Source organism: Nocardia sp. NPDC058176, from assembly GCF_042883805.1.
GTDB lineage: Bacteria > Actinomycetota > Actinomycetes > Mycobacteriales > Mycobacteriaceae > Nocardia.
Genome location: NZ_JBHVVA010000001.1, coordinates 521,419 through 540,983 on the forward strand (window position 1 = coordinate 521,419; position 19,565 = coordinate 540,983).

Annotated in this window: 21 protein-coding genes; 13 read left to right on the forward strand and 8 right to left on the reverse strand. The window is 67.6% G+C overall.

The annotated features are described in order from the left end of the window. Window positions 1–94: 94 nt before the first annotated feature. A complete protein-coding gene (locus ACFVVM_RS02465) occupies window positions 95–1,237 on the reverse strand; it encodes a Fic family protein (RefSeq protein ID WP_387612227.1) in 1,143 nt (380 codons plus the stop codon). Between the two features lie 285 nt (window positions 1,238–1,522). On the opposite strand from ACFVVM_RS02465, the gene ACFVVM_RS02470 reads away from it, so the two are divergent. Next, window positions 1,523–2,317 carry a hypothetical protein gene (locus ACFVVM_RS02470; RefSeq protein WP_387612229.1) on the forward strand — a complete coding sequence of 265 codons (795 nt, stop codon included), beginning with the start codon at window positions 1,523–1,525 and terminating at the stop codon, window positions 2,315–2,317. 19 nt (window positions 2,318–2,336) lie between these two features. Here ACFVVM_RS02470 and ACFVVM_RS02475 read toward each other — a convergent pair whose 3' ends face one another. Continuing rightward, window positions 2,337–3,113, reverse strand: coding sequence for a helix-turn-helix domain-containing protein (locus ACFVVM_RS02475; protein ID WP_387612231.1), 777 nt, complete (start codon window positions 3,111–3,113; stop codon window positions 2,337–2,339). 75 nt (window positions 3,114–3,188) lie between these two features. Between ACFVVM_RS02475 and ACFVVM_RS02480 the strand changes: the two genes are divergently transcribed. The 8 genes from ACFVVM_RS02480 (at window position 3,189) to ACFVVM_RS02515 (ending at window position 11,426) form a co-directional block, all read left to right on the forward strand. After that, the gene (locus ACFVVM_RS02480) at window positions 3,189–4,166 is read left to right on the forward strand and encodes an alpha/beta hydrolase (RefSeq protein ID WP_387612233.1); all 978 of its coding nucleotides are present in this window, start codon (window positions 3,189–3,191) and stop codon (window positions 4,164–4,166) included. Further along, window positions 4,163–5,938 (forward strand): ABC transporter ATP-binding protein, encoded by a 1,776-nt coding sequence (locus tag ACFVVM_RS02485; protein WP_387612235.1) that lies wholly within the window; start codon window positions 4,163–4,165, stop codon window positions 5,936–5,938. The genes ACFVVM_RS02480 and ACFVVM_RS02485 overlap by 4 nt, the downstream gene beginning before the upstream one ends. After that, entirely contained in the window at window positions 5,938–7,647 is a 1,710-nt protein-coding gene (locus ACFVVM_RS02490) for an ABC transporter ATP-binding protein (protein ID WP_387612237.1), read from the forward strand. The genes ACFVVM_RS02485 and ACFVVM_RS02490 overlap by 1 nt, the downstream gene beginning before the upstream one ends. 265 nt (window positions 7,648–7,912) lie before the next feature. Continuing rightward, window positions 7,913–8,458: a DUF3558 domain-containing protein gene (locus ACFVVM_RS02495; protein ID WP_387612239.1), complete on the forward strand. Its 546-nt coding sequence runs from the start codon at window positions 7,913–7,915 to the stop codon at window positions 8,456–8,458. A gap of 40 nt (window positions 8,459–8,498) precedes the next feature. Further along, window positions 8,499–8,900, forward strand: coding sequence for a hypothetical protein (locus ACFVVM_RS02500; RefSeq protein ID WP_387612241.1), 402 nt, complete (start codon window positions 8,499–8,501; stop codon window positions 8,898–8,900). Continuing rightward, window positions 8,900–10,261 (forward strand): hypothetical protein, encoded by a 1,362-nt coding sequence (locus tag ACFVVM_RS02505; RefSeq protein ID WP_387612243.1) that lies wholly within the window; start codon window positions 8,900–8,902, stop codon window positions 10,259–10,261. The genes ACFVVM_RS02500 and ACFVVM_RS02505 overlap by 1 nt, the downstream gene beginning before the upstream one ends. After that, on the forward strand, window positions 10,258–11,100 hold the full coding sequence (locus ACFVVM_RS02510; protein ID WP_387612244.1) for an ESX secretion-associated protein EspG: 843 nt from the start codon (window positions 10,258–10,260) through the stop codon (window positions 11,098–11,100). The genes ACFVVM_RS02505 and ACFVVM_RS02510 overlap by 4 nt, the downstream gene beginning before the upstream one ends. Continuing rightward, a complete protein-coding gene (locus ACFVVM_RS02515; RefSeq protein ID WP_387612246.1) occupies window positions 11,097–11,426 on the forward strand; it encodes a hypothetical protein in 330 nt (109 codons plus the stop codon). The genes ACFVVM_RS02510 and ACFVVM_RS02515 overlap by 4 nt, the downstream gene beginning before the upstream one ends. 45 nt (window positions 11,427–11,471) lie before the next feature. Here ACFVVM_RS02515 and ACFVVM_RS02520 read toward each other — a convergent pair whose 3' ends face one another. Next, a complete protein-coding gene (locus tag ACFVVM_RS02520; protein WP_387612248.1) occupies window positions 11,472–11,813 on the reverse strand; it encodes a hypothetical protein in 342 nt (113 codons plus the stop codon). A 306-nt stretch (window positions 11,814–12,119) separates the two neighbouring features. Between ACFVVM_RS02520 and ACFVVM_RS02525 the strand changes: the two genes are divergently transcribed. Next, window positions 12,120–12,347 (forward strand): hypothetical protein, encoded by a 228-nt coding sequence (locus ACFVVM_RS02525; RefSeq protein ID WP_387612250.1) that lies wholly within the window; start codon window positions 12,120–12,122, stop codon window positions 12,345–12,347. Window positions 12,348–12,360: 13 nt separating this feature from the next. Here the strand turns inward: ACFVVM_RS02525 and ACFVVM_RS02530 are convergent, their stop codons facing one another. Beyond that, window positions 12,361–13,089, reverse strand: coding sequence for a PaaI family thioesterase (locus ACFVVM_RS02530; RefSeq protein ID WP_387612251.1), 729 nt, complete (start codon window positions 13,087–13,089; stop codon window positions 12,361–12,363). A 142-nt stretch (window positions 13,090–13,231) separates the two neighbouring features. Further along, complete coding sequence (locus ACFVVM_RS02535; protein WP_387612253.1) at window positions 13,232–14,092, reverse strand: YbaB/EbfC family nucleoid-associated protein; 861 nt, start codon at window positions 14,090–14,092, stop codon at window positions 13,232–13,234. Between the two features lie 140 nt (window positions 14,093–14,232). On the opposite strand from ACFVVM_RS02535, the gene ACFVVM_RS02540 reads away from it, so the two are divergent. The 3 genes from ACFVVM_RS02540 to ACFVVM_RS02550 are packed head-to-tail and all read left to right on the forward strand — an operon-like array spanning window position 14,233 to window position 16,150. Beyond that, window positions 14,233–14,547 carry a hypothetical protein gene (locus tag ACFVVM_RS02540; protein ID WP_387612255.1) on the forward strand — a complete coding sequence of 105 codons (315 nt, stop codon included), beginning with the start codon at window positions 14,233–14,235 and terminating at the stop codon, window positions 14,545–14,547. Next, the gene (locus ACFVVM_RS02545; RefSeq protein ID WP_387612257.1) at window positions 14,544–15,734 is read left to right on the forward strand and encodes a WXG100 family type VII secretion target; all 1,191 of its coding nucleotides are present in this window, start codon (window positions 14,544–14,546) and stop codon (window positions 15,732–15,734) included. The genes ACFVVM_RS02540 and ACFVVM_RS02545 overlap by 4 nt, the downstream gene beginning before the upstream one ends. Beyond that, window positions 15,731–16,150: a hypothetical protein gene (locus ACFVVM_RS02550; protein ID WP_387612259.1), complete on the forward strand. Its 420-nt coding sequence runs from the start codon at window positions 15,731–15,733 to the stop codon at window positions 16,148–16,150. Before ACFVVM_RS02545 ends, ACFVVM_RS02550 begins: the two co-directional genes overlap by 4 nt. A gap of 160 nt (window positions 16,151–16,310) precedes the next feature. Here the strand turns inward: ACFVVM_RS02550 and pgl are convergent, their stop codons facing one another. Genes pgl through zwf form a run of 3 tightly spaced genes read right to left on the reverse strand, consistent with a single transcriptional unit; the run spans window position 16,311 to window position 19,565 of the window. Next, the gene (pgl, locus tag ACFVVM_RS02555; protein WP_387612261.1) at window positions 16,311–17,096 is read right to left on the reverse strand and encodes a 6-phosphogluconolactonase; all 786 of its coding nucleotides are present in this window, start codon (window positions 17,094–17,096) and stop codon (window positions 16,311–16,313) included. Further along, the gene (gene opcA, locus ACFVVM_RS02560) at window positions 17,089–17,997 is read right to left on the reverse strand and encodes a glucose-6-phosphate dehydrogenase assembly protein OpcA (protein ID WP_387616717.1); all 909 of its coding nucleotides are present in this window, start codon (window positions 17,995–17,997) and stop codon (window positions 17,089–17,091) included. Before opcA ends, pgl begins: the two co-directional genes overlap by 8 nt. Continuing rightward, complete coding sequence (gene zwf, locus ACFVVM_RS02565) at window positions 17,994–19,565, reverse strand: glucose-6-phosphate dehydrogenase (RefSeq protein ID WP_387612263.1); 1,572 nt, start codon at window positions 19,563–19,565, stop codon at window positions 17,994–17,996. The genes opcA and zwf overlap by 4 nt, the downstream gene beginning before the upstream one ends.

Below are 19,565 nucleotides of genomic sequence, written 5' to 3' on the forward strand. Positions count from 1 at the left end.
CACCCACTCCTCGCCCGCAGTCGAGTCGACGTCCGATCCGTCGGCATACACCGCCCCCGATGCTAGTGCCACCAGCCGGCGATCCCGCGCCGAATCAGCCCCCGCTCATGACATCGAGAACCTCCGGAGCTGCGAAGAAGCGCTGACGGCCCCGGGTCACCTCGACGAGAATGCCCGCGGCGACCAGCTTCTCGACATTGGCGGTGGCGGCGCGATGGGTGACGCCGAGCGCGGCTTTGGCGATATTGATGCTGATCACCGGCGCGCGGAACAGTTCGTCCACGAGTACAGCCAGCAGTCCGGAAGAACGAGCAGTGGCGACACGCGCGCGGAGGTCGGACCGCAGGGTGTCCAGCCGGACCGCGCGAGCCAGACTGTCGCGGGCCTGCCGCTCGATCACTTCGAGAAAGAACTCGAACCACCCGTGCCAGTCACCCTCGGTCGAAACCCGCAGCAGCCCTTCGTAATAACGGTCTCGTCGAGGCTCGATATAAGACGAGAGATCGAGCAGCGGCGCGGGGAGCAGACCCCACTCGACGAGCAGCAGGACCGCAAGTAGCCGCCCGATTCTGCCGTTGCCGTCGATGAAGGGGTGGATCGCCTCGAATTGACAGTGTGCCGCCGCGATCGCCAGCAGCGGGGGAAGTTCGCCCTCTGCATGGAGGTACTTCTCGAACGCGTCGAGGGGTGACCACAGTAGCTCCGGCGGCGGTGGGACATACCGCGCCGTCGAGATCGTGGACCCGGGCGGTCCGATCCAGTTCTGGCTGCGCCGGAACTCGCCCGGGGTGGCATGGTCGCCGCGAACGCCGGTCATCAAGATCTGGTGCGCCTCGCGCAGCAGCGGAAGGCTCAACGGCAACCTGCGGTCCTCGTCGAGCAGATGATCCATGGCGCTCATGTAGTTGAACACCTCTTGCACGTCACCGGCGGGCTTGGCGGGTCGCTCGGCTTCGTACATCGCGACATCGGAGAGGGACGCGACAGTGCCTTCGATGCGGCTGGACAAGACCGCTTCGCGTCGGACCAGCGCACGGCCGAACAGTTCCGGACTCGGTAGGCTGCGCCCCAGTCCGGCCAGTTCGCCGACCGCTCGATCGGCGGTCGACAATTGCCGAATGAGCGACGGTGCCAGTGCCACGGCCGGTGGGAGTGGTGGCGGTGTGAAGGCCTGGTACCCCTTCTCGGCCCGGACCACATTGGCCTGTTGAGCGGGGGAGAAGTCTTCGATCCGCATGTAACCTCCACCCATCTGGCCAGGATTAGTGATACTTAGTCCGGTGAAAGTATCACTACTGAAGTGTAGTGCTACTTAGGTACCAGTGATTGACATTAGTGATACTTTTCTCTCAAAAAGTATCACTAATGTGTCTCTTGGGGCTGGATGAGGTCCGAGTGCGCGTGCCGTCGGTTGTGGGGGACCAGGTAGGGTCCGGGTTCAGTGTCTGGGCGGGGTCGATGCGGTGAGTCGTCGGTTGTGCTGCACTCCAGGCGGAAGCGCGGGACCGGTGGAGGAGGGGCAATGACGACGCCAGGTGGAACGGGTGGTTCCTACGGATACCCGCAGCAGCCGGGGCCGTATGGTGCGCCGCCGCCGTATCCGCAGCAACCGGCGCCCTACCCGCCGTATCCGCAGCAGCCGGGGTCGTACGGCGCGCCGCCGCCGTACCCGCAGCAGCCGGCGCCTTACGGCGCGCCGCCGCAGCCCTACGGGCAGCCGGGCTACCCGCAGTCTGGGTATCCACCCGCGCAGTACGGCGCGCAGCAGTCGAATCCCGCTGTGCAGCAACCCCCTTCGATGCCCGCGGGGCCGGAGGAGAGTCCCATGATGCAGACCTACCTGGCCGCGGTAGCCCACCACATGGCGATGGGTGGTCTGCAGGTGAGCCGGAACTGGGTGGGGCCGGTGTTCACCACGATCGGGATCGGCGCGGTGATCAAGAGCTCGCTGAATCCGATCGAGCTGGCCGTGTGTGTCGGGCACGCGGGCGAGATCTCCCCGGCCACCGTCGCCGGATTCACCCGGCAGGTCGACGAATTCGCGCGGTCCATCCGGCGACCGAGCGCCTTCGCGGTGAAAGGCGGCGCGTGCGCGATCGCCGCGCTGGTCTCCGAACGGGTGCAGCCACAGAGCTTCGGCGCCGTCACCAACAAGGCGATGAGCTACGGGACCGTGGTCGTGCCCGCCGTGGTCGATCTCAGCGGTCGCCAGATGCTGATCGCGCAGAACACTCCGATGCTCGGCCTGGCGATGTGGGGCATGGTGCGCGACAAGGCGCGCATGTTCGTGCCGGACCCCCGCGCGGTCCTGGGCTGAGCCCGGTCCGCGCGAAACATCAAGGCGCGGTACCGAGATCGAAGCGCACCCCGGCGCGCAGCACCGGGCTGATCGACATGCCGAACATCCGGTGGACGGTTTCACTGAAGTGCGACGGCGTGGCGAACCCGGCGTCGATGGCACATCGGGTGAGATCGCGGCCCTGTGCCGCGCCACGCAGGGCGTGGATCACCCGTGACCACTGCTGATAGCGGCGGAACGTGGTGCCGCACTGCTGGGCGAACAGGCGCAGGAAGTGCGATGTGGACAGGCCGAGTTCCGCGGCCACGCTCTCGGCCCGGAACGTGCGCTGCGGGTTGCGCCGGATCGCGTCGGTGACGGCTTCGATCCGGGGATCGACGACCAGCGTGCGCCCGGCGACGGCCTGAGCGAAGACCAGTTCCGGGTCGACCACCTCGTCACGGCACCGCGCGACGATCTCGCGTTCGCGCCGGTGCCCGAGGCCATAGGGACCGGCCGTGTCCGTCATCTCGGCCGCGATGGCGGCGGCCGCCGCACCGGCGACGTCGACGAACAGCAGCAGGATCGGCTCGCCGAGCGCGTTGACCCGGTGGACCGCGCGGGCCGGTGAGAGCGAACTGCGCGTCGTGATCTCGCCGTGGGTGGCGGTGTCGAGCACGAATGGCCCGTCCAATCCGACGCTGAGCACCGCCACCGACCCCGAATGCGGGTCGACGCCGAGCTCGGGCCCGATGTATCCGGCATGCCCGGGCCGGATCCAGACCAGCGGCGAGCGGGTCGGACCGCATATTTCCGAAAGCGCACCCACGGTCACACCTGCCAGGGTATCGCTACGCCGCCCGCACAGCGGCCGGCGAAGAGCACGACGAGACGCCCGAAAGGCCACATCATGCGAGGCAAAGTCCCCCTACGAATGCGAATTCTGGCCGCACTGTCCAGCGGCCCGGACTGGGACTCGGTCACCCCCGACCAGGTCGTCGAGATCCGCGCGGCGCAGGACCGCCTGCGCGGGTCGAGCATCGGCCGACTCGTCACCGGCCGACCCGATGGCGGCGCCCGCATCACGACCCACACCCTCGAACTGCCGGGTCGCCGGATCGACGTGCGGATGTATCAGCCGGACCGCGCCGACGCGCCGTTGCCGCTGATCGTCGCCTTCCACGGCGGCGGCTGCATCTCCGGCACGCCCGAGCAGGACGACTGGCTGCTGAGTCACCTGGCGGCACAGTGCCCGGCGGTGGTCGCCTCGGTCGACTACCGGCTCGCCCCGGAACATCCGCTGCCCGCGGCCGTCGACGACGCCCGCGACGCCACGCGACACCTGGTCGAGCAGGCCGGACAGTGGGGTGCCGATCCCACCCGGGTCGCCGTGCTCGGTGCGAGCGCGGGCGCCACGCTCGCGGCGCTCGTCGCGATCCGGGCGTGCGAGCGCGGGGTGCCGATGCGCACGCAGGTGCTGGTCAACCCGCAACTGGACTGGACCGAGCGCGCCTTCGACTATCCCTCCTTCACCGAGAACGCGGACAGCCCGACCTCGACCCCGGCGAATTGCCGTGCGGTGCTGCGCCTCGCGGTGCCACCGACCCTGGACGCCCGCACCATCTCGCCGCTGTCGTTCGACGATCTCACCGGGCTGGCACCGGCGCTGATCCAATCCGTCGGCACCGACACACTCGAAGACCAGGCGACCGCCTACGCCGAGCGGCTGCGGAGCGCGGGCGTCGAGACGACACTGACCGGCTATCCGGACGCGACCCACGCCTTCCTGAGCATGTCCGGGATGGTTCCCTCGGCCGTCGCCGCCCGCGCGGAGATCCTCGCGCACCTGCGCAGCCACCTGCTCGAGCGCTCGGACGCCAAGCGATGACCGTCACCGAGGTGCGCGCGCCCGCGGCCGACACCGCGCCGGGCCTGCTGCGCCCGCATGCGGGCGGATTCGCCGCCGTGGTGATCCTGCAGGTCGTCGGCGCGATCGCGGGGCTCGCGCCCCTGCTCGCGGTCGTGGAACTGGGCCGCACGCTGCTGTCGTCCGGCCCGGTCGACCACCGGCACGTCTGGCTCGTCGTGCTCGCGGGCGCGCTCGGCCTGCTGGTCCGGCTGGTGTGCACGGCGGCGTCTTCGGGCATCGGGCACCTGCTCGACAACCGGGTGCAGCTGTCGCTGCGGCGGCAGCTGGCCGATCGGCTCGGCCGGGTGCCGATCGGCTGGTTCTCCCGGCGGCGCACCGGCGAGCTGGCGAAGGTCGTCGGCGAGGACGTGAGCGCGGTGCATCCGGTCATCGCCCACGCGCCCGGCGAGCTGGTGTCGGCGTTCGTGGTGCCGCTGGTGGCACTGATCTACCTGTTCACCGTCGATTGGCGGCTCACCCTGATCACGCTGATTCCCGTGCTGCTGGCGGTGGCGCTGGTCCCGCTGATGATGACGCCGACGCGGCTGCGCGAACAGGAGGACTTCGACGCCGCCATGGGACGGATCGCCGACGCCGTCGTGGAGTTCGTGCAGGGCATCGCCGTGGTGAAGGCCTTCGGCGGCTCCGAGCGCGCACACCGTCGATTCCGCACGGCCGCAGACCATTTCGCCGACATCTTCCTGCGGATGGTGCGCGGCCTGGCCGGGGTGGCCGCGGGGATGCAGGTGGCGCTGTCGCCGCCGTTCGTGTTGTTCGTCGTGCTCGCCGGCGGCACCGTACTGATCACCTCGGGTGGCATGGCACCGGCGGACCTGCTGCCGTTCGTCCTGCTCGGTCTCGGCCTGACCGCGCCGGTGGCGGCACTGGGCCACGGCTTCGACGACCTGCAGGCGGCCCGGCGCGCGCTCGGCCGGATCCGCGACGTACTCGACGAGCCCGCCCTGCCCGAACCCGCGCATCCGCTCGCGCCGCAGGGGCATCGGGTCGAGTTGCGGGACGTCCGCTTCGGTTACGAGACCGGGCACGAGGTGCTGCGCGGCATCGACCTGGTGCTCGAGCCCGGCACGGTCACCGCGCTGGTCGGGCCCTCGGGCAGCGGCAAGTCCACGCTGGTCCAGCTGCTGCCACGGTTCTTCGATCCGACCCACGGCGCGGTCCTGCTCGGCGGTGTCGACCTGCGTGAACTCGGCAGTGCCGAGCTCTACCGGACGGTGTCGTTCGTGTTCCAGGACGTGCGCCTGCTGCGCGCGTCGGTCGCCGACAACATCGCCCTCGCCGTGCCGCACGCCGACCGCGACGAGGTGGTCCGTGCCGCCCGCCTGGCCAACATCCACGATCGCATCCTCGAACTGCCGCACGGCTACGAGACACAGATCGGTGACGAGACCACCCTGTCCGGCGGTGAGGCACAACGGATCTCACTCGCCCGCGCCCTGCTCGCGAACGCCCCCGTGCTCGTCCTCGACGAGGCGACCGCCTTCGCCGACCCGCAGACCGAACAGGCCGTGCGCCGCGCACTGGCGAGCCTCGGCGGCGACCGGACCATCCTGGTCATCGCCCACCGGCTCGAGACCATCGCCGACGCCGACACCGTCGTCGTGCTGGACAACGGCGCGATCGTCGAACAGGGCAGGCCCGCCGACCTGCTGGCCCGGCGCGGCGAATTCGCGACCCTCTTCGACGCGCACCGAGCGGCGATCGCCGCCACCGAACCACCGGGAGAACACTGATGATTCGCCTACTGCTGCGCGTGCTCGGCCACGAGTACGCCACACCCGTCCGGCGCACCGTGGCGCTGATGACCGTGACCTCGGTCGTCGAAGGACTGTCCTACGCGCTGCTGGTCCCCGTGCTGCGGGCCCTGTTCGGACCCGCACCCGCCGACGCCTGGCCGTGGCTGATCGCGCTCGGCGCCGCCGTCGCGGGCTACGCGCTGCTGCGCTACTACAGCGACCTGTCGGGTTTCCGCGCCGGCACCACCCTGCTGCGCGGGGTGTACCACCGGCTCGGCGAGCACCTGGCCGTGCTGCCCATCGGCTGGTACACCGCCGGACGGGTCGGTGAGGTGTCGGTGCTGGCCAGTCGCGGTGTGCTGCAGGCGATGAGCGTCATCGCGCACCTGCTCTCGCCGCTGATCTCCGCCGCCGTCACACCACTGACCATCGTGGTCGTGATGCTCGCCTACCACTGGCAGCTCGGCCTGGCCGCGGCCGCCGCCGTGCCGATCGTGGTGGCGGTCCAGCTCTGGAGCGGGCGGGCAATGGCCGTCGGTGATGCCGAGCGGCACGAACGCGATCACGAAGCGGCGCGACGCGTCATCGAATACCTGCAGGCCCAGCCGGTGCTGCGGGCCGGTGGCCGCACGGCCGAACGATTCCGGTTGCTCGACGACTCCCTGCACGAGGTCGAACGCGCCTCCCACCGTCGCGCGCTGACAGCACTGCCCGGCATCCTCGGGCTGTCGCTGGTGGTGCAGGCGATGTTCACCGCGCTGCTCGTCCTCGGCACCTACCTCGCGCTCGGCGGAAACATCGGTGCCGCAGAGGTTCTCGCGATCCTGGTCCTCGCCGCACGCTGCGCCGATCCACTCCTGTCGCTGGCAGACATGGCCGGACAGTTGCGCGCCGCACGGTCGGAACTGGTGCGCCTCGACGAGGTCCTGAGCACCGAACCTCTACCCGAACCCGCCGTGTCGACCCGGCCCGAAAACCATGACCTCGCTTTCGAATCCGTCACCTTCCGACACGGCGACCGCACGGTCCTCGACGAGGTCACCCTGTCGGTGCCCGCCGGTCAGCGACTCGCCGTGGTCGGCCCGTCGGGTGCAGGCAAGACCACGCTGCTGCAACTGATCGCCCGGTTCTACGACGTGGACGCGGGCACGGTCCGGATCGGCGGTGTCGATGTGCGCGCCATCGGCACCGAGGACCTCACCGCCCAGTTCGCGATCGTCTTCCAGGACGTCTACCTCTTCGACGGCACCATCGAGGACAACATCCGCCTCGGCCACCCCGACGCGACCGACGCCGAACTACAGGCGGCAATCCACGCGGCCCGCCTCGACGAGGTGATCGAACGACTCCCCGGCGGCCTGTCCGCCCACGTCGGCGAAGGCGGTGCCCTGCTGTCCGGCGGTGAGCGCCAACGCGTCTCGATCGCCCGCGCCCTCCTGAAGAACGCCCCCGTCGTCCTGCTCGACGAGGTCACCTCCGCCCTCGACCCCGTCAACGAGGCCGCCGTCCACGCGGGAATCGAACGCCTGATGGCAGGCCGAACCGTCGTCATGGTCGCCCACCGCCTCCGCACCGTCCAACGCGCCGACCGCATCGTCTTCCTCGACAACGGCACCATCGTCGAAGACGGCACCCACACCGAACTCCTCAGCCACAACGGCCGCTACGCGGACTTCTGGGCAAGCACCTTGGCCCCGGTCTCCTGAGCACGAACCGTCGGCGCGCTCGACGCCAGGCAAGCGGAGCGAACCGATGGCGGATCGGAACGCATCTGTGAGCGTGTGGAAGGACCCGGGTGGTGGCGGTCGTGTCGCCGCCGGGTGCGTCGTGGAGCGGGCTCGACGGCGGCGGATGGCTGGGAGCGCTGTGTATTCTGTGAGATCTGACTCGGCTGGCGGGGACGCATCAGCGGGGGAATCGTTGGGTGGCGGTGCCTGCCGGGCGCCCTCGGATGGGGATCGAAGGAGATACGTGCGAAACGGTCGGATTCTCGGTGCGGTGTTCGCCGGTACGTGCTTGGTGGGAGTCGTGGGGTGCGGGACCTCGGTCGACGGCACGGCGACGACTGTAGCGACCACTACTCGCGACATCGATTCGATCGAGGTCTACAACCCGTGCACGGAGTTGAGCGCGGATGTGCTGCGGGCGACGGGGGTGGATCCGGATTCCAAGCGGACCGTCACCGATGCGCAGTCGGGGCCGACGAGTTGGCGGGTGTGCTCGTGGTATCCGGAGGGTGATCCGTACGTGCTGACGGTGGCGTCTTCGAGTCACACCCTCGACGAGACGCGTGCCAAGGAATCCGTGACCATCCTTGGTGACACAACGGTTGGTGGCCGCTCGGGCATCACATTCCGAGAGAAGTCGAACCCTGACGGATGCTATGTCGCGTTCCCCGCGGCCCAGGGGATGTTCGAGATTTACGCCTCTTGGCTGTCGAACGGGAAGAAGGACGTGGATTCCTGCACGATCGCTGCGAAGCACGCTGCTGATCTCGAGCCGCACCTTCCGGCATAGGTTTGTCGAATGAGTGATTGCAAATGGGGGACGCACATTCATGGCTGATGGACTCGGCACGGACATCGCGCAGTGGAAAACGCTCAAACAGCAAGCCGTTGCCGGTGAATTCCGCATGGAGGAGGGTGTTGGTGAAGCGCTCCGCGCAGCATGCGCGACATATGTGGGAAAGCTCGAGAAGTTGAAAGAGGACGCTCGATTCCTGGAGCATCTCTCGGGGTACGGCGGCATCCCTTCGGCTGATTTGCTCAGGGAGAAGTTCCAGAACAAGGCCGTCAACGGCGAAAGTGACAATCCCGATGACTCCGCCCTGAAGCGCCTGGACCAACACATCGAAATCGCCACTCTCATGCGCGACACCTACGCCGCCGCGATCGGCAAGCTGCAGGAAACCGACCAGAAATTCGCCACCGTGCTCGGTCAGAAGACAGGGGAAATCTGATGGTGTTCCCCTTCGCCGCAGCTCTTCCCGCCATCATCACCATCGGCGGCGCGAAGGTCTACGACAACTATTCCCAGGCGTCCACGAACGCCGACCAGCAGAAGTCGCGAAACCAGGACGCCGCCAACACCTACGGTGGCGACAAGCAGATCATCAGCAACGAGCGATCGATGCTGCAGGGCCGGTTCGATGGTGAATACGCCGGGACGAAGATCGTCAAGCACGAGGATTTCGGCACCTGGACGCACCAGGAGATCTGGGACGCACTCCAGGGAAACAACGGAAAGTCCGCGGTCAAGGCGAGCGACATCAATGCCGGTGCCGACGGCTGGCGGCGGCTCGATGACGGCCAGGGCGGCGGCGGGGGCATGCGCGAAGCGGTCACCACGTTCCGTACCGAGGTCGAGCGCGCGATCGAAACGCACTGGACGGGCAAGGCGGCCACCGCGTCGATGGAGAGCACCCGCGCCTACGGTGTCGAGGCGGAAAAGCTGGCAATGACCTTCGAGATGGTGGCCAACAGCATCGACCTGCTGGAAGGCGCACTCGGACACGCGAAAGCCGCGGTCGGTGAGCCCGAAGACGTCTCGGCCTTCGACAAGGCGGTCGCCGTGATTCCCGGCACCGGTCTGCTGAAGACCGCGAAACATCGCGCCGACGAATCGTCGAAGGCCGCGCAGGAGGTCATGAAGACCGTCTATCAGCCGGTGGCGCAGGAAGTCGACCAAAAGACCCCGGTGCTCGCGAAGGCAGTGAGCACCTTCAAGGCCGACACCCCAACCGATCCCGGCGACGGCAAGCCGAACGAAGGCGACAAGCCCAACGGCGACACGGGCGAACCCTCCACCCCGCAGGAGCCGACGACCCCGACGACTCCGACGACCCCGGAGACGCCGACAACGCAGGAGACACCGACCACGACGACTCCTGCCGCGACCACCCCGAACGCCGAGGATCCGACCAGCACCACACCGGCGGCGACCACGCCGACGACACCGGCCGCCACCACTCCGGCGGGCACCCCGACCACGCAGTCACCGCTGGGTACCGGCGGCAGCCCAGGCACCGGATCGCCAGGCGGCTCGCCCGGCACCGGCACTCCGGGCCTCGGTGCCTCGCTACCCGGATCGCCGGGACAGGCGGCGGGCACCGCGGCGGCCGCGCGTGCCGGTGGCACGGGTGCCGGCGCCGGACGCGGCATGTCGGGCATGCCCGGAATGGGTGCCGGTGCGGGGCGTGGCGGCAAGGGCGATGACGACAGCGAGCACAAGATCCCGGACTATCTCATCCAGGACCGGGAGACCGAACTGCTGGGCGTGCAACCGCGCGTGCTGCCGCCGGGCGGGGTGATCGGCGAATGACCGGATCCACCTGGCAGATGGAAGGTCTCACCTTCACCATCGCCCTCGAGGCACTCGGCCGCGACCGACTGCCGTATCCCCTGAGCTGGTTCCCGCGTGAGCTCGAGTTCCCCGACGACCTCGAACGCAGCCGCGCCGCGGCCGCCCAGCGCCTGGCGACGCGCTTCGACGAGACCCTCTACAACGCTCTCGCGGTGCTGCTCGAACCCGAGATGCGCGTGGAGGTCTACGGGTTCTACGGACCCGACCAGACCCAGGTGGTCCGCATCCACGCCGGAATCACCGGCGGCACAGCCACTTTGGCCGTCCAGCGCCCCGGGCGGACCCGCGAGTACGGCACCGACATCACCGTCAGCACGCACCAATCGCACCGGATCGCCGCCGAGGTGATCGGCCGCATCCCGCGTCTGGCCGCCGGTTCCCACCGGTCGTTCCAGGGCCGACGCAGTGATCTGCATCAGCAAACCTACGGTCGCCACCCCACTCGCCTGTCACCGGCCGAGGACACGCAGCGCTTCTTCCGCCGCCCTCGCTCGGGCATGGGTGAGATCACCGTCCTGCCCGGTTTCGCCCTCGACTCCAAGCCGACCGACGACGGCCGCGCCTTCCTCTGGCTCGACTACCCGAACGACGGGCGCTACCTCCTGCACGAGCACAGCGCCGACGACATCGCCGTCACCCCCGGGGCCCCGGACGAAATCCTGCGTCAGCTCCAAGACCGCATCGACGCGACCGCACGGACCCTGGGCCGCGGAGCCCGGGTACCCGACCGGCTCGTCTACGACGACGAGGACGACCCCGAAGCGGAGTACTTCCAGCGCAAGAGCTGGCTGGTGTGACCGCGCAAGGGCTGTCGGCCCGCCGCGCCGCGGGGATCGTCGCGCAGTCGATCCTCGGGTTCGTGGCGGGCTGGCTGCTCTACTGGGGTTGCGGTCTTGCCGTGCTCGAGCTCGAAATCCGTTTTCCGGCAATTCGATTGCCGTACTGGACCGACACCTGGCTGGTGCCGGTCGCGATCCCGCTCGCGCTCATCGGCCTGCTCTGGGTGAAGCTCCCAAATGCTCGGACCGTCTGGAAATCGGCGATCGTGGGCTGCCTGGTGGCGGGGATGTTCTTCACGTGGTTGCTGATGTCCTTCGCGCTTGGTCACCACGCTCTCGGGTGAGCGTCAGAGGAGAACCACAGGCTGGTGATCAACGGACCTACGCGGTCAGCAATCCGCGTGAACGAAGACCCGCCGCGTCGCATCGCCGCCGTCGTGGATGACGACATATCGCCTCGGGTCCCGATAACCCTCCACCGAGTGCTCGTTTCCGATCTCCGTCGCCAACGGATCGTCCAATCCCGTCGCGCCCCAATACTTCCAAGACGGGGGAACCCCCGGCGCGAACTCCCCGAAGCCGGATCGCCGCTCGAACTCATCAACGGAGCCGATCGGAATGTCGACCACCGCGACCGAAGTCGACTCCCGGAACCGGCTCTCGTGCTCGAACCACACGACATCCGCACCCTCCGGGAAGACAATGTCGGCGCACGTCGCCAAGTGGCTCATGTCGCCCGCCTGGGAGGACGAGCATCCTCCGATTCCGACCGAGACGGCACCCATGGCGACACAGAGCCCAATTACCTTTCGCCAGAAGTAGTTCCGCTTGGTGAGTCCGTTCGAAGATGTCGAGGGAATCGCTGTTCTCCGCTCTCTTCAGCGCAAGTCGAAGTACGAGCACGAGGTTACTGGGGGTCGAGGGAATGAAGGGTCGTCTTGCTGGGGCGGTAGTGGCACTCGTCGTTGTGGGCGCGGTGGGGTGTGCGACGCCCGAACCGTCGCGAGGTGAATCCTGGTGAGCCGTTGGCGATGTCGGTGTCCATCGTCGAGGTGGAGACCGGGGAGGTGGTCTTCCGGGATGTGGACGAGTACAGCACCAGCCGGCATCACCGTTATGTTGTCGGCTGGCTTTCGGGTGAGCCCGAGCAGTTGTGGGTGTACTCGGGAGATGTCGGGACCGCTCGTTTCGATCGTCAACCGGATGGCGGTTGGCTCAAAACCCTGAGCCCCCAGTACATTCCGGCCGAAGTCGACGACTGGTAGTGACGACGGATCCTCAGCTTGCGGTCCGGGGTCCAATCCAGAGGGCCTCGGCGAGAGCGCACAGGTCGCCGTTTCGGGTGGAAAGGGCCACGCCCACTGTGTGTTTGCGGCCGTCGTGGTGGATCGGCCAGGCGTGCACGATGTAGTCCGCGTCGGCGGGGGTGGGTCGGTAGCGGGTGGCGGTGAGGGCGGCGGTGACCGCGCCGCGCGCCAGACCATCAAAGACCATGGCGGCGAGACCGCCGGGGCAGTCGAGGGCTGACCAGATGATCTCCGGCGGTAGCTCGCCGGTGTCGTCGGCGAGGCGTGGATCCGGGGTCCACGCGGCGGTCATGATCCGGTGATCGGGGATCGCCCAGGAGAACAGGCGGAGGCCGTGGCCGGGTGCGCACTCGATGCCGCAGCCGAAGCAGTCGGTGACCTGGCGTTTCGGGCTCGCGAGCGCGGACTCGGTGGCGGCGTTGGCCGTGTCCCAGGACGGAGTGGGTGGCGGGGTGGTGTACAGGGTGGCGGGCGCGGCCTGCACCAGCAGGGTGCCGTCCATATCGACCAGACTCGCGTGCCCGGGTTCCTCGACGGGCAGCGTGACCGGGGTGCCGACCGGGACCGCCCGGCGGAAATCGACCCGGACGGTCTCGGCACCGGAACGGCGCGCCAGCATTCCGGCCACATAGCCCCCGAATGCCACCTGCGGGTACCCGTGCACGTGCTCCGGAATGGTCACTGCCTCGGTCTGGATCATGCCCCTGAACGTCCCTTCCGCTGTCGCACGGCATCGACGATAGCGGAGCCGGGTGACAGTCGAATCGGGGTGACGGAGCCACGGTGCTGCGGGCGGCTACTCGTCGTCCAGGAGGTCGGTGGCCGCAGAATCTGGGGGCTGGCTAATTCCCGTCTGTCGAGGGAAAGCCCCACCACTCGTCGGACATGATCAAGTAGTCGTCGGGCCAGGTGTCGTGGGGGATGACCGAGTCGTCGGCGGGGTCGCCCCAGGCGATCACCGACTCGGTGGGTTCGGTGTCGACAGGGGGCTCGGGCTGCGGCAGTGGTTCGGCCGAGTCGTCGGTGACCGGTCGGGGTAGGGCGCTGGCAGGCGCTCTTTCGGCCGCCTCGCGCGGGGGATCGGGCTGGGTTCGTCCTGGATCGCCGGGGTGCTGCTCAGGTGCCCGGCGGGTCCGGGTGACCGGAGCGAAGCTGATGGGGTCGCATTCGGAGATCCGAGCCGGTGTGGGCCGGCGCGGCGCCTTCGTGGGCAGTTCCGCCGAGCCCGACGTTGGTCGTGCTGACCGACTGGGCGGGAGCCGAGTCGGCGTCGGAGCCTCAGCGGGCCCTGGTGCTGAGTGCTGCTGGTCGGGCGAGGATCGGGCCACCACTGGGGAATCGGCTTCTCCGGTTGCAAGCGGGGAAAGCTCAGTGCCACTGGCAGATTGGGGTCGACTCAGCTTGTCGGCGACTTCCTGACGGCCTTCCTGCAGACGCGGATCGCTCCCCAGCGCCGCCACCGCCTCACGCATGACCGCCGCCGCATCGGCCATCGCCTCGCGATGCAGTTCGACGATCATCGCGACCATTCGGTGCGGGTCTCGATCGACACCATCCGCACCCAATTCGATCCTGTGCAATGCGCCGTTCGCGCCGACTTCCACCCGCAGGGAACCGTCGGCACTTGTCGCCGTACCCCTGGCATCGGTGAGCGCACGCTGGAGCCGCTCGATGTGCCCGGAGACCGGATCGATATCTCCCATGCGGTGACCTTCTCCATCTGAATTGTTCAGAGAGCCTATCGATCACGAGTTGAGGTGTCGACGCAGGTCGCGTTGTTGCACGGGTGCGTCGTGATCGCTAGCGTGACCGCCGACGGAACTACGGGGAAAATGGGGGAATCATGGCCGGCGCAACGGACCTGGATCTCGATCCGACACGGGCACAAGAGCTTTCGACGACGTTGGGCAAGGCGGAGACCGAGATAGCCGCGGCAGTGTTCGCCGGAGAGACCGGCGAGGTCGAGCTGACGTTGCCGGGAACGACGATTCCCGATGTCTCGCTGGCGGCAATCGGCAAGGTCGTCACGGCCGCGAAAACCCTGATCGCCGACTACGATGCGCTGTCCACGGCAACATCGACCGCGGTGACGGAGTTCCAGAACAGGGACACCCAGAACGCGAGCGACATCACCGCCGCGCGAAGCGCACTGGCATGACCACGCTCGGTACCGCAGAACAGCAGTCGACCGAGACCGGTGCGACAACTCCGACCGTCGCACAGGTTCTCGCCTGGCAGCCCTCGACCTTGACAACGCGAGGTGACGCCTGGTCTGCCCAAGCGTCGAAGCTGACCAGCTTCGACGACACCCAGTATCGGGCCGTCGATGCCGGCCGTGACTTCTGGACGGGTAGCGCGGCGGACGCGATGCGAACCAGGCACGACGAGATCCGCACCACCACGAGGACTGTCATCGCAGCCCTGCAAGATGGCGCAACCGCGGCCAAAACCGGTGCGAGCAGGCTGGATTCAGCGAAAACGGCTGTAGTCGACGCGGTGAAGTCCGCGGAATCCAAGGGCTACGAGATCGGTGACGACGGCACCGCCACCATCTCGGCGAGCACCCACCAAACCTTGCTGTCCCAGCTGCCGGATGCGTCGTCGTATTCGGTGGCAGCGGGCGCCCTGCAGGTCGATGCGGATGCGTCGACGGCCGCGGTGAAGCAAGCACTCGAGAACGCGTGCACTGCTGCCGCGAAGGTGCAGTCGGCGATCGAGAGCGCGTTCGTGAGTCTGCCCGAAGCGGATTCTTTTATTGTCTACCAGAATGAAAACAGGAGCCAACATACAGAGTCGGATGCGGCCGGACGGGCAATCCTGATCCGCTACCTCAAAGGCATGGGCGACTGGACGATTGTTGATGATCCCAAGTGGTCGGAATACATGATGGCGAATGAAGTGCTGCGCAGGCAACTTGACGAGCCGGTTGCGACTGCCGCGGCGAGCGCATTGCAAGGGTATCTGCAGAATGGAAATTCCTCGCAGCCCGGTACTCCTCAGAAGTTCCACGCGGAGATGGAGAACGGTGAGAGCATGGTTGGTTACCAGTATCTCCACGGGACGGATGAAACTGTCGGAGATTTCACGTTCAGGCCGAACTCGGTAGTTACGCCGAGGGGTGACGGCACCTACGAGATAAAGATGTATAACAGCTATACCTGGAATGACATAATCAATGAGAATCCCAAATATCAGACCGATCAGGTCAAGAATGATTTCGCTGAATTGATCAGCTTGGGGAAAGCTGAGGAATACAAAATAAAGATCACCTGGAACGCTGACGCCACTGTCATCGTGGACGAATCTGGAAAGGTGATCAGCATGGAGGGGTACCCCGCATCATGAGAGCACTCATAACGCCGTTGGTTGCGGTGGTTCTCCTGCTCGCCTCGGTGGCGTGCGGGAATGATCGGGTCACCGCCGAAGGGGATGGCAGGTTCGCGCTGCCTGGAGTTCCTGTGACGTCTCCGAGCGGGTCTTTCGAGGCGCATGTGAACCCCAGTGGGAATCTGTCGATGTATGTGTCGATCACCGACAAGCGGACGGGTGCGGAGGTCTACAAGGACGTCGAGAACTACAGCACCAGTCGGCTACATGGTTATACCGTGGGCTGGTTGTCGAGTGCGCCGGAGCAGCTGTGGATCTACTCTGCTGACGTCGGAACCTCGCGGGTCGACCGTAGCGCGGAGGGTGAGTGGGAGAAGAGTCGGAGGATCGCGAAGGTGGAAGGCCACATGCCAGATGAGATTCTGAATTGGTGACTTGAATATCCCCCGCGGATACAGAGTTGTTGTCGGTGGTGCTGTGTTTGTTCGCGTTCCTGGTCGCCTGCGGGGAGTCGGAGGCCGATCTGCCGGAGACGATGGCGAAGTAGTTCGAGGGCAGGGCCGGGTCCGGGGTGGACCCGGCCGTGGCCTCGGGTTATTCGTCGTCGAGGAGGAGGTCGGTGGCGGCGGCCTCGTCGATGACCCAGGTGGTGGATTCGATGCCCACCGCACCGGCGGAGGGGACGTCGTCGGGGGCGGCGCCGTTGACGGCGGCGGCTACGGCGGCGGCCTTGGCGACGCCGCTGACCACGAGCATGACGTGGCGGGAGCGGTGGACCGCGGGCATGGTGAGGGTGACCCGGGTCGGTGGGGGTTTGGGGCAATCGTGGACGGCGACAACGTAATCGACGGTTTCCCGGATGGCGGGGGAGTGCGGGAACAGGGAGTTGACGTGACCTTCGGGGCCCATGCCGAGGATCGTCAGGTCGAATTCGCCGCGTTCGTCGAGTTCGGTGTGGATGATCTGCGCGTAGGCGGCGGCGGCTTCCTCGGGGGAGCCGTAGGTGCCGTCCGAGGGCGCGATCGGGAAGACATGGGCAGGGTCGAGCGCGACGTGATCCAGCAGCGCCTGCCTGGCCTGCAGTTCGTTGCGGTCGGCGTCGCCGTCGGGGACGAAACGCTCGTCGCCCCAGTAGACGTAGAGCCGCGACCAGTCGATGCCGCCGGGGGCGCGCCGGACGCGCTCGAGCAGGCGGATGCCGTCGCTGCCGCCGGTGAGCGACACCGAGGCGGTGCCACGTTCGGCCTGCGCGGCGACGATCACCGAGACGAAACGTTCGGCGGCGGCGTCGGCGAGGCTGTCGGAGTCGTCGTGCACCTCGATCGTGTTCGCGGGGAACTCGGCGCCGAGGTCGTCGTGCACGTCGATGTGCTCACTCATAGGTCACCTTTTCGATTCCGGCGAGCGCCTCGGCGTAGATCTCGTCGGCATCGAGCCGGCGCAGTTCCTCGGCGAGGCAGTCGCGAGTTTCCCGGCGCGCCAACGCGATGCGCTGGTCGGGGTCACCGGTGCGGGTCAGGGTTGCGGTTCTTCCGAGTTGCGGTCGTGCGATGGCGATCGAATCGGTGGCGCGGTGGATCTCCACCCGCAGCTCGCCGGTCTTGCGGACGACCGGGCAGTTCAGCCGAGCGGCGAGCCACCCGGCCAGGGTATCGAGCGCGGGCTCGCTGGCCAGCCCCGACACGGTCACCGACTGGACCGGTTCGAACGGTGGTTCGTCGAGCGCCGCCGCGAGCAGGGCGCGCCAGTAGGTGATCCGGCTCCACGCCAGATCGGTGTCGCCCGCCGCGTAGGAGTAGCGGCGCTTCTTGATGGCGGCCTGCGGATCGGGCGCGAAGGTGGCATCGGTGATCCGGCGCTTGGCCAGCTTGCCCACCGAATCCAGCGACGGGAAATCCGGTGCGCCGCGCGGCCACCACGCCACCACGGGGGTGTCGGGCAGCAGGAACGGGGTGACGACGCTGGACTCGTGGTTCACCAGTGGGCCCTGGAGCCGCAGCACGATGACCTCGGCCGCACCGGCATCCCCGCCGACGCGGATCTGGGCGTCGAGGCGGGTTTCGGCGTCGCGGTCACCGCGGGCCAGCACGATCACCCGGCAGGGATGCTCGCGGCTGGCGTCGTTGGCGGCGTCGATCGCGTCCTCGGCCTCGGAGGAATCCAGCGTGCACACCACCAGGGTGAGCACGCGGCCCTGGGTGATCACGCCGTTGGTCTCGCGCAACTGCACCATCCGCTTGCCGACCTCGACGGTGTCGGTGTCGGGCATGTCGACGATCACGGGCGCCGCCATTCCCGCCAGCTGCGCGCGAGCATCTCCTCGGCCGAGGCCGGGCCCCAGGTGCCCGCCTCGTAGGGTTCGGGTTTGCCCTGCGCGGCCCAGTGCTCGACCACGGGATCGAGGATGCGCCAGGACAATTCGACCTCCGCGTTCACCGGGAACAGCGAGGGCACGCCGAGCAGCACGTCGAGGATGAGCCGCTCGTAGGCCTCGGGGGAGGACTCGGTGAACGCCTCGCCGTAGCTGAAGTCCATGTTCACATCGCGCACCTCCATCCCGGAGCCGGGGACCTTGGAGCCGAAGCGCAAGGTGATGCCCTCGTCCGGCTGTACCCGGATGACGAGGGCGTTCTGGCCGAGTTCCTCGGTCATGGTCTGGTCGAAGGGCAGGTGCGGTGCGCGTTTGAACACCACCGCGATCTCGGTCACCCTGCGGCCCAGGCGTTTTCCGGTGCGCAGGTAGAACGGGACACCGGCCCAGCGGCGGTTCTCCACGTGCACGGTGATCGCGGCGTAGGTCTCGGTGCGCGACTGCGGGTCGAAACCCTCCTCCTGGTGCAGGCCGACCACGTGCTCGCTGCCCTGCCACCCCTCGGTGTACTGGCCGCGCGCGGTCGTCTCGTCCAGTGGCGCAACGAGTTTGGTGGCGGAGAGGACCTTGATCTTCTCGGTGGTGAGCTGCACCGGTTCGAAGGAGGTGGGTTCCTCCATCGCGGTCAGTGCCAGCAGTTGCAACAGGTGGTTCTGGATGACGTCACGTGCGGCGCCGATCCCGTCGTAATACCCTGCGCGCCCGCCCAATCCGATGTCCTCGGCCATGGTGATCTGCACGGAATCGACGTAATTGGCGTTCCAGATCGGCTCGAACAGCTCGTTGGCGAAGCGCAGCGCCAGGATGTTCTGCACCGTCTCCTTGCCGAGATAGTGGTCGATGCGGAAGACCGTCTCCTCTGGGAACACCCGGTTGACCAGGGCGTTGAGCTCCTTGGCGCTGGCCAGGTCGTGCCCGAAGGGCTTCTCGATCACCACTCGCCGCCAGGGCGTGTAGCCCTCGGCGTTCGTGGCGGTCGGCTTGGCCAGGCCGTGTTCGGAGAGCTGGTCGAGCACCACCGGGAACATGTTCGGCGGGATCGACAGGTAGAAGGCGTGATTGCCGCCGGTGCCACGCTCGATGTCCAGGGTGGCCAGGGTCCGCGCGAGCGTCGCGAAGGCGGCGTCGTCGTCGAAACTGCCCTGGACGAACCGCAGGCCTTCCGCCAGGTGGTCCCAGACCTCCTGGCGGAAGGGCGTGCGGGCATGCTGTTTCACCGCGTCGAGCACGACCTCGGCGAAATCCTCGTCGGCGTAGTCGCGCCGGGCGAAACCGACCAGGGCGAAACCGGGGGGCAACAGCCCCTGGTTCGCCAGGTCGTAGATGGCAGGCATCAGCTTCTTGCGGGACAGATCTCCGGTGACACCGAAGATCACCAGGCTGCACGGGCCCGCGATGAAGGGGACCCGCTTGTCACGTTCGTCGCGCAGCGGGTTCTGCCACAGCCCCGCCTGATCCGTCGATGCTGTGCCTGCCAT

Excerpts from the sequence above, each read along its gene's own strand:
- ACFVVM_RS02465 (WP_387612227.1), bottom strand. The coding sequence starts at position 1,237 with ATGCGGATCGAAGACTTCTCCCCCGCTCAACAGGCCAATGTGGTCCGG.
- ACFVVM_RS02470 (WP_387612229.1), top strand. The coding sequence starts at position 1,523 with ATGACGACGCCAGGTGGAACGGGTGGTTCCTACGGATACCCGCAGCAG.
- ACFVVM_RS02480 (WP_387612233.1), top strand. The coding sequence starts at position 3,189 with ATGCGAGGCAAAGTCCCCCTACGAATGCGAATTCTGGCCGCACTGTCC.
- ACFVVM_RS02485 (WP_387612235.1), top strand. The coding sequence starts at position 4,163 with ATGACCGTCACCGAGGTGCGCGCGCCCGCGGCCGACACCGCGCCGGGC.
- ACFVVM_RS02490 (WP_387612237.1), top strand. The coding sequence starts at position 5,938 with ATGATTCGCCTACTGCTGCGCGTGCTCGGCCACGAGTACGCCACACCC.
- ACFVVM_RS02500 (WP_387612241.1), top strand. The coding sequence starts at position 8,499 with ATGGCTGATGGACTCGGCACGGACATCGCGCAGTGGAAAACGCTCAAA.
- ACFVVM_RS02505 (WP_387612243.1), top strand. The coding sequence starts at position 8,900 with ATGGTGTTCCCCTTCGCCGCAGCTCTTCCCGCCATCATCACCATCGGC.
- ACFVVM_RS02510 (WP_387612244.1), top strand. The coding sequence starts at position 10,258 with ATGACCGGATCCACCTGGCAGATGGAAGGTCTCACCTTCACCATCGCC.
- ACFVVM_RS02520 (WP_387612248.1), bottom strand. The coding sequence starts at position 11,813 with ATGAGCCACTTGGCGACGTGCGCCGACATTGTCTTCCCGGAGGGTGCG.
- ACFVVM_RS02530 (WP_387612251.1), bottom strand. The coding sequence starts at position 13,089 with ATGATCCAGACCGAGGCAGTGACCATTCCGGAGCACGTGCACGGGTAC.
- ACFVVM_RS02535 (WP_387612253.1), bottom strand. The coding sequence starts at position 14,092 with ATGGGAGATATCGATCCGGTCTCCGGGCACATCGAGCGGCTCCAGCGT.
- ACFVVM_RS02540 (WP_387612255.1), top strand. The coding sequence starts at position 14,233 with ATGGCCGGCGCAACGGACCTGGATCTCGATCCGACACGGGCACAAGAG.
- ACFVVM_RS02545 (WP_387612257.1), top strand. The coding sequence starts at position 14,544 with ATGACCACGCTCGGTACCGCAGAACAGCAGTCGACCGAGACCGGTGCG.
- ACFVVM_RS02550 (WP_387612259.1), top strand. The coding sequence starts at position 15,731 with ATGAGAGCACTCATAACGCCGTTGGTTGCGGTGGTTCTCCTGCTCGCC.
- pgl (WP_387612261.1), bottom strand. The coding sequence starts at position 17,096 with ATGAGTGAGCACATCGACGTGCACGACGACCTCGGCGCCGAGTTCCCC.
- zwf (WP_387612263.1), bottom strand. The coding sequence starts at position 19,565 with ATGGCAGGCACAGCATCGACGGATCAGGCGGGGCTGTGGCAGAACCCG.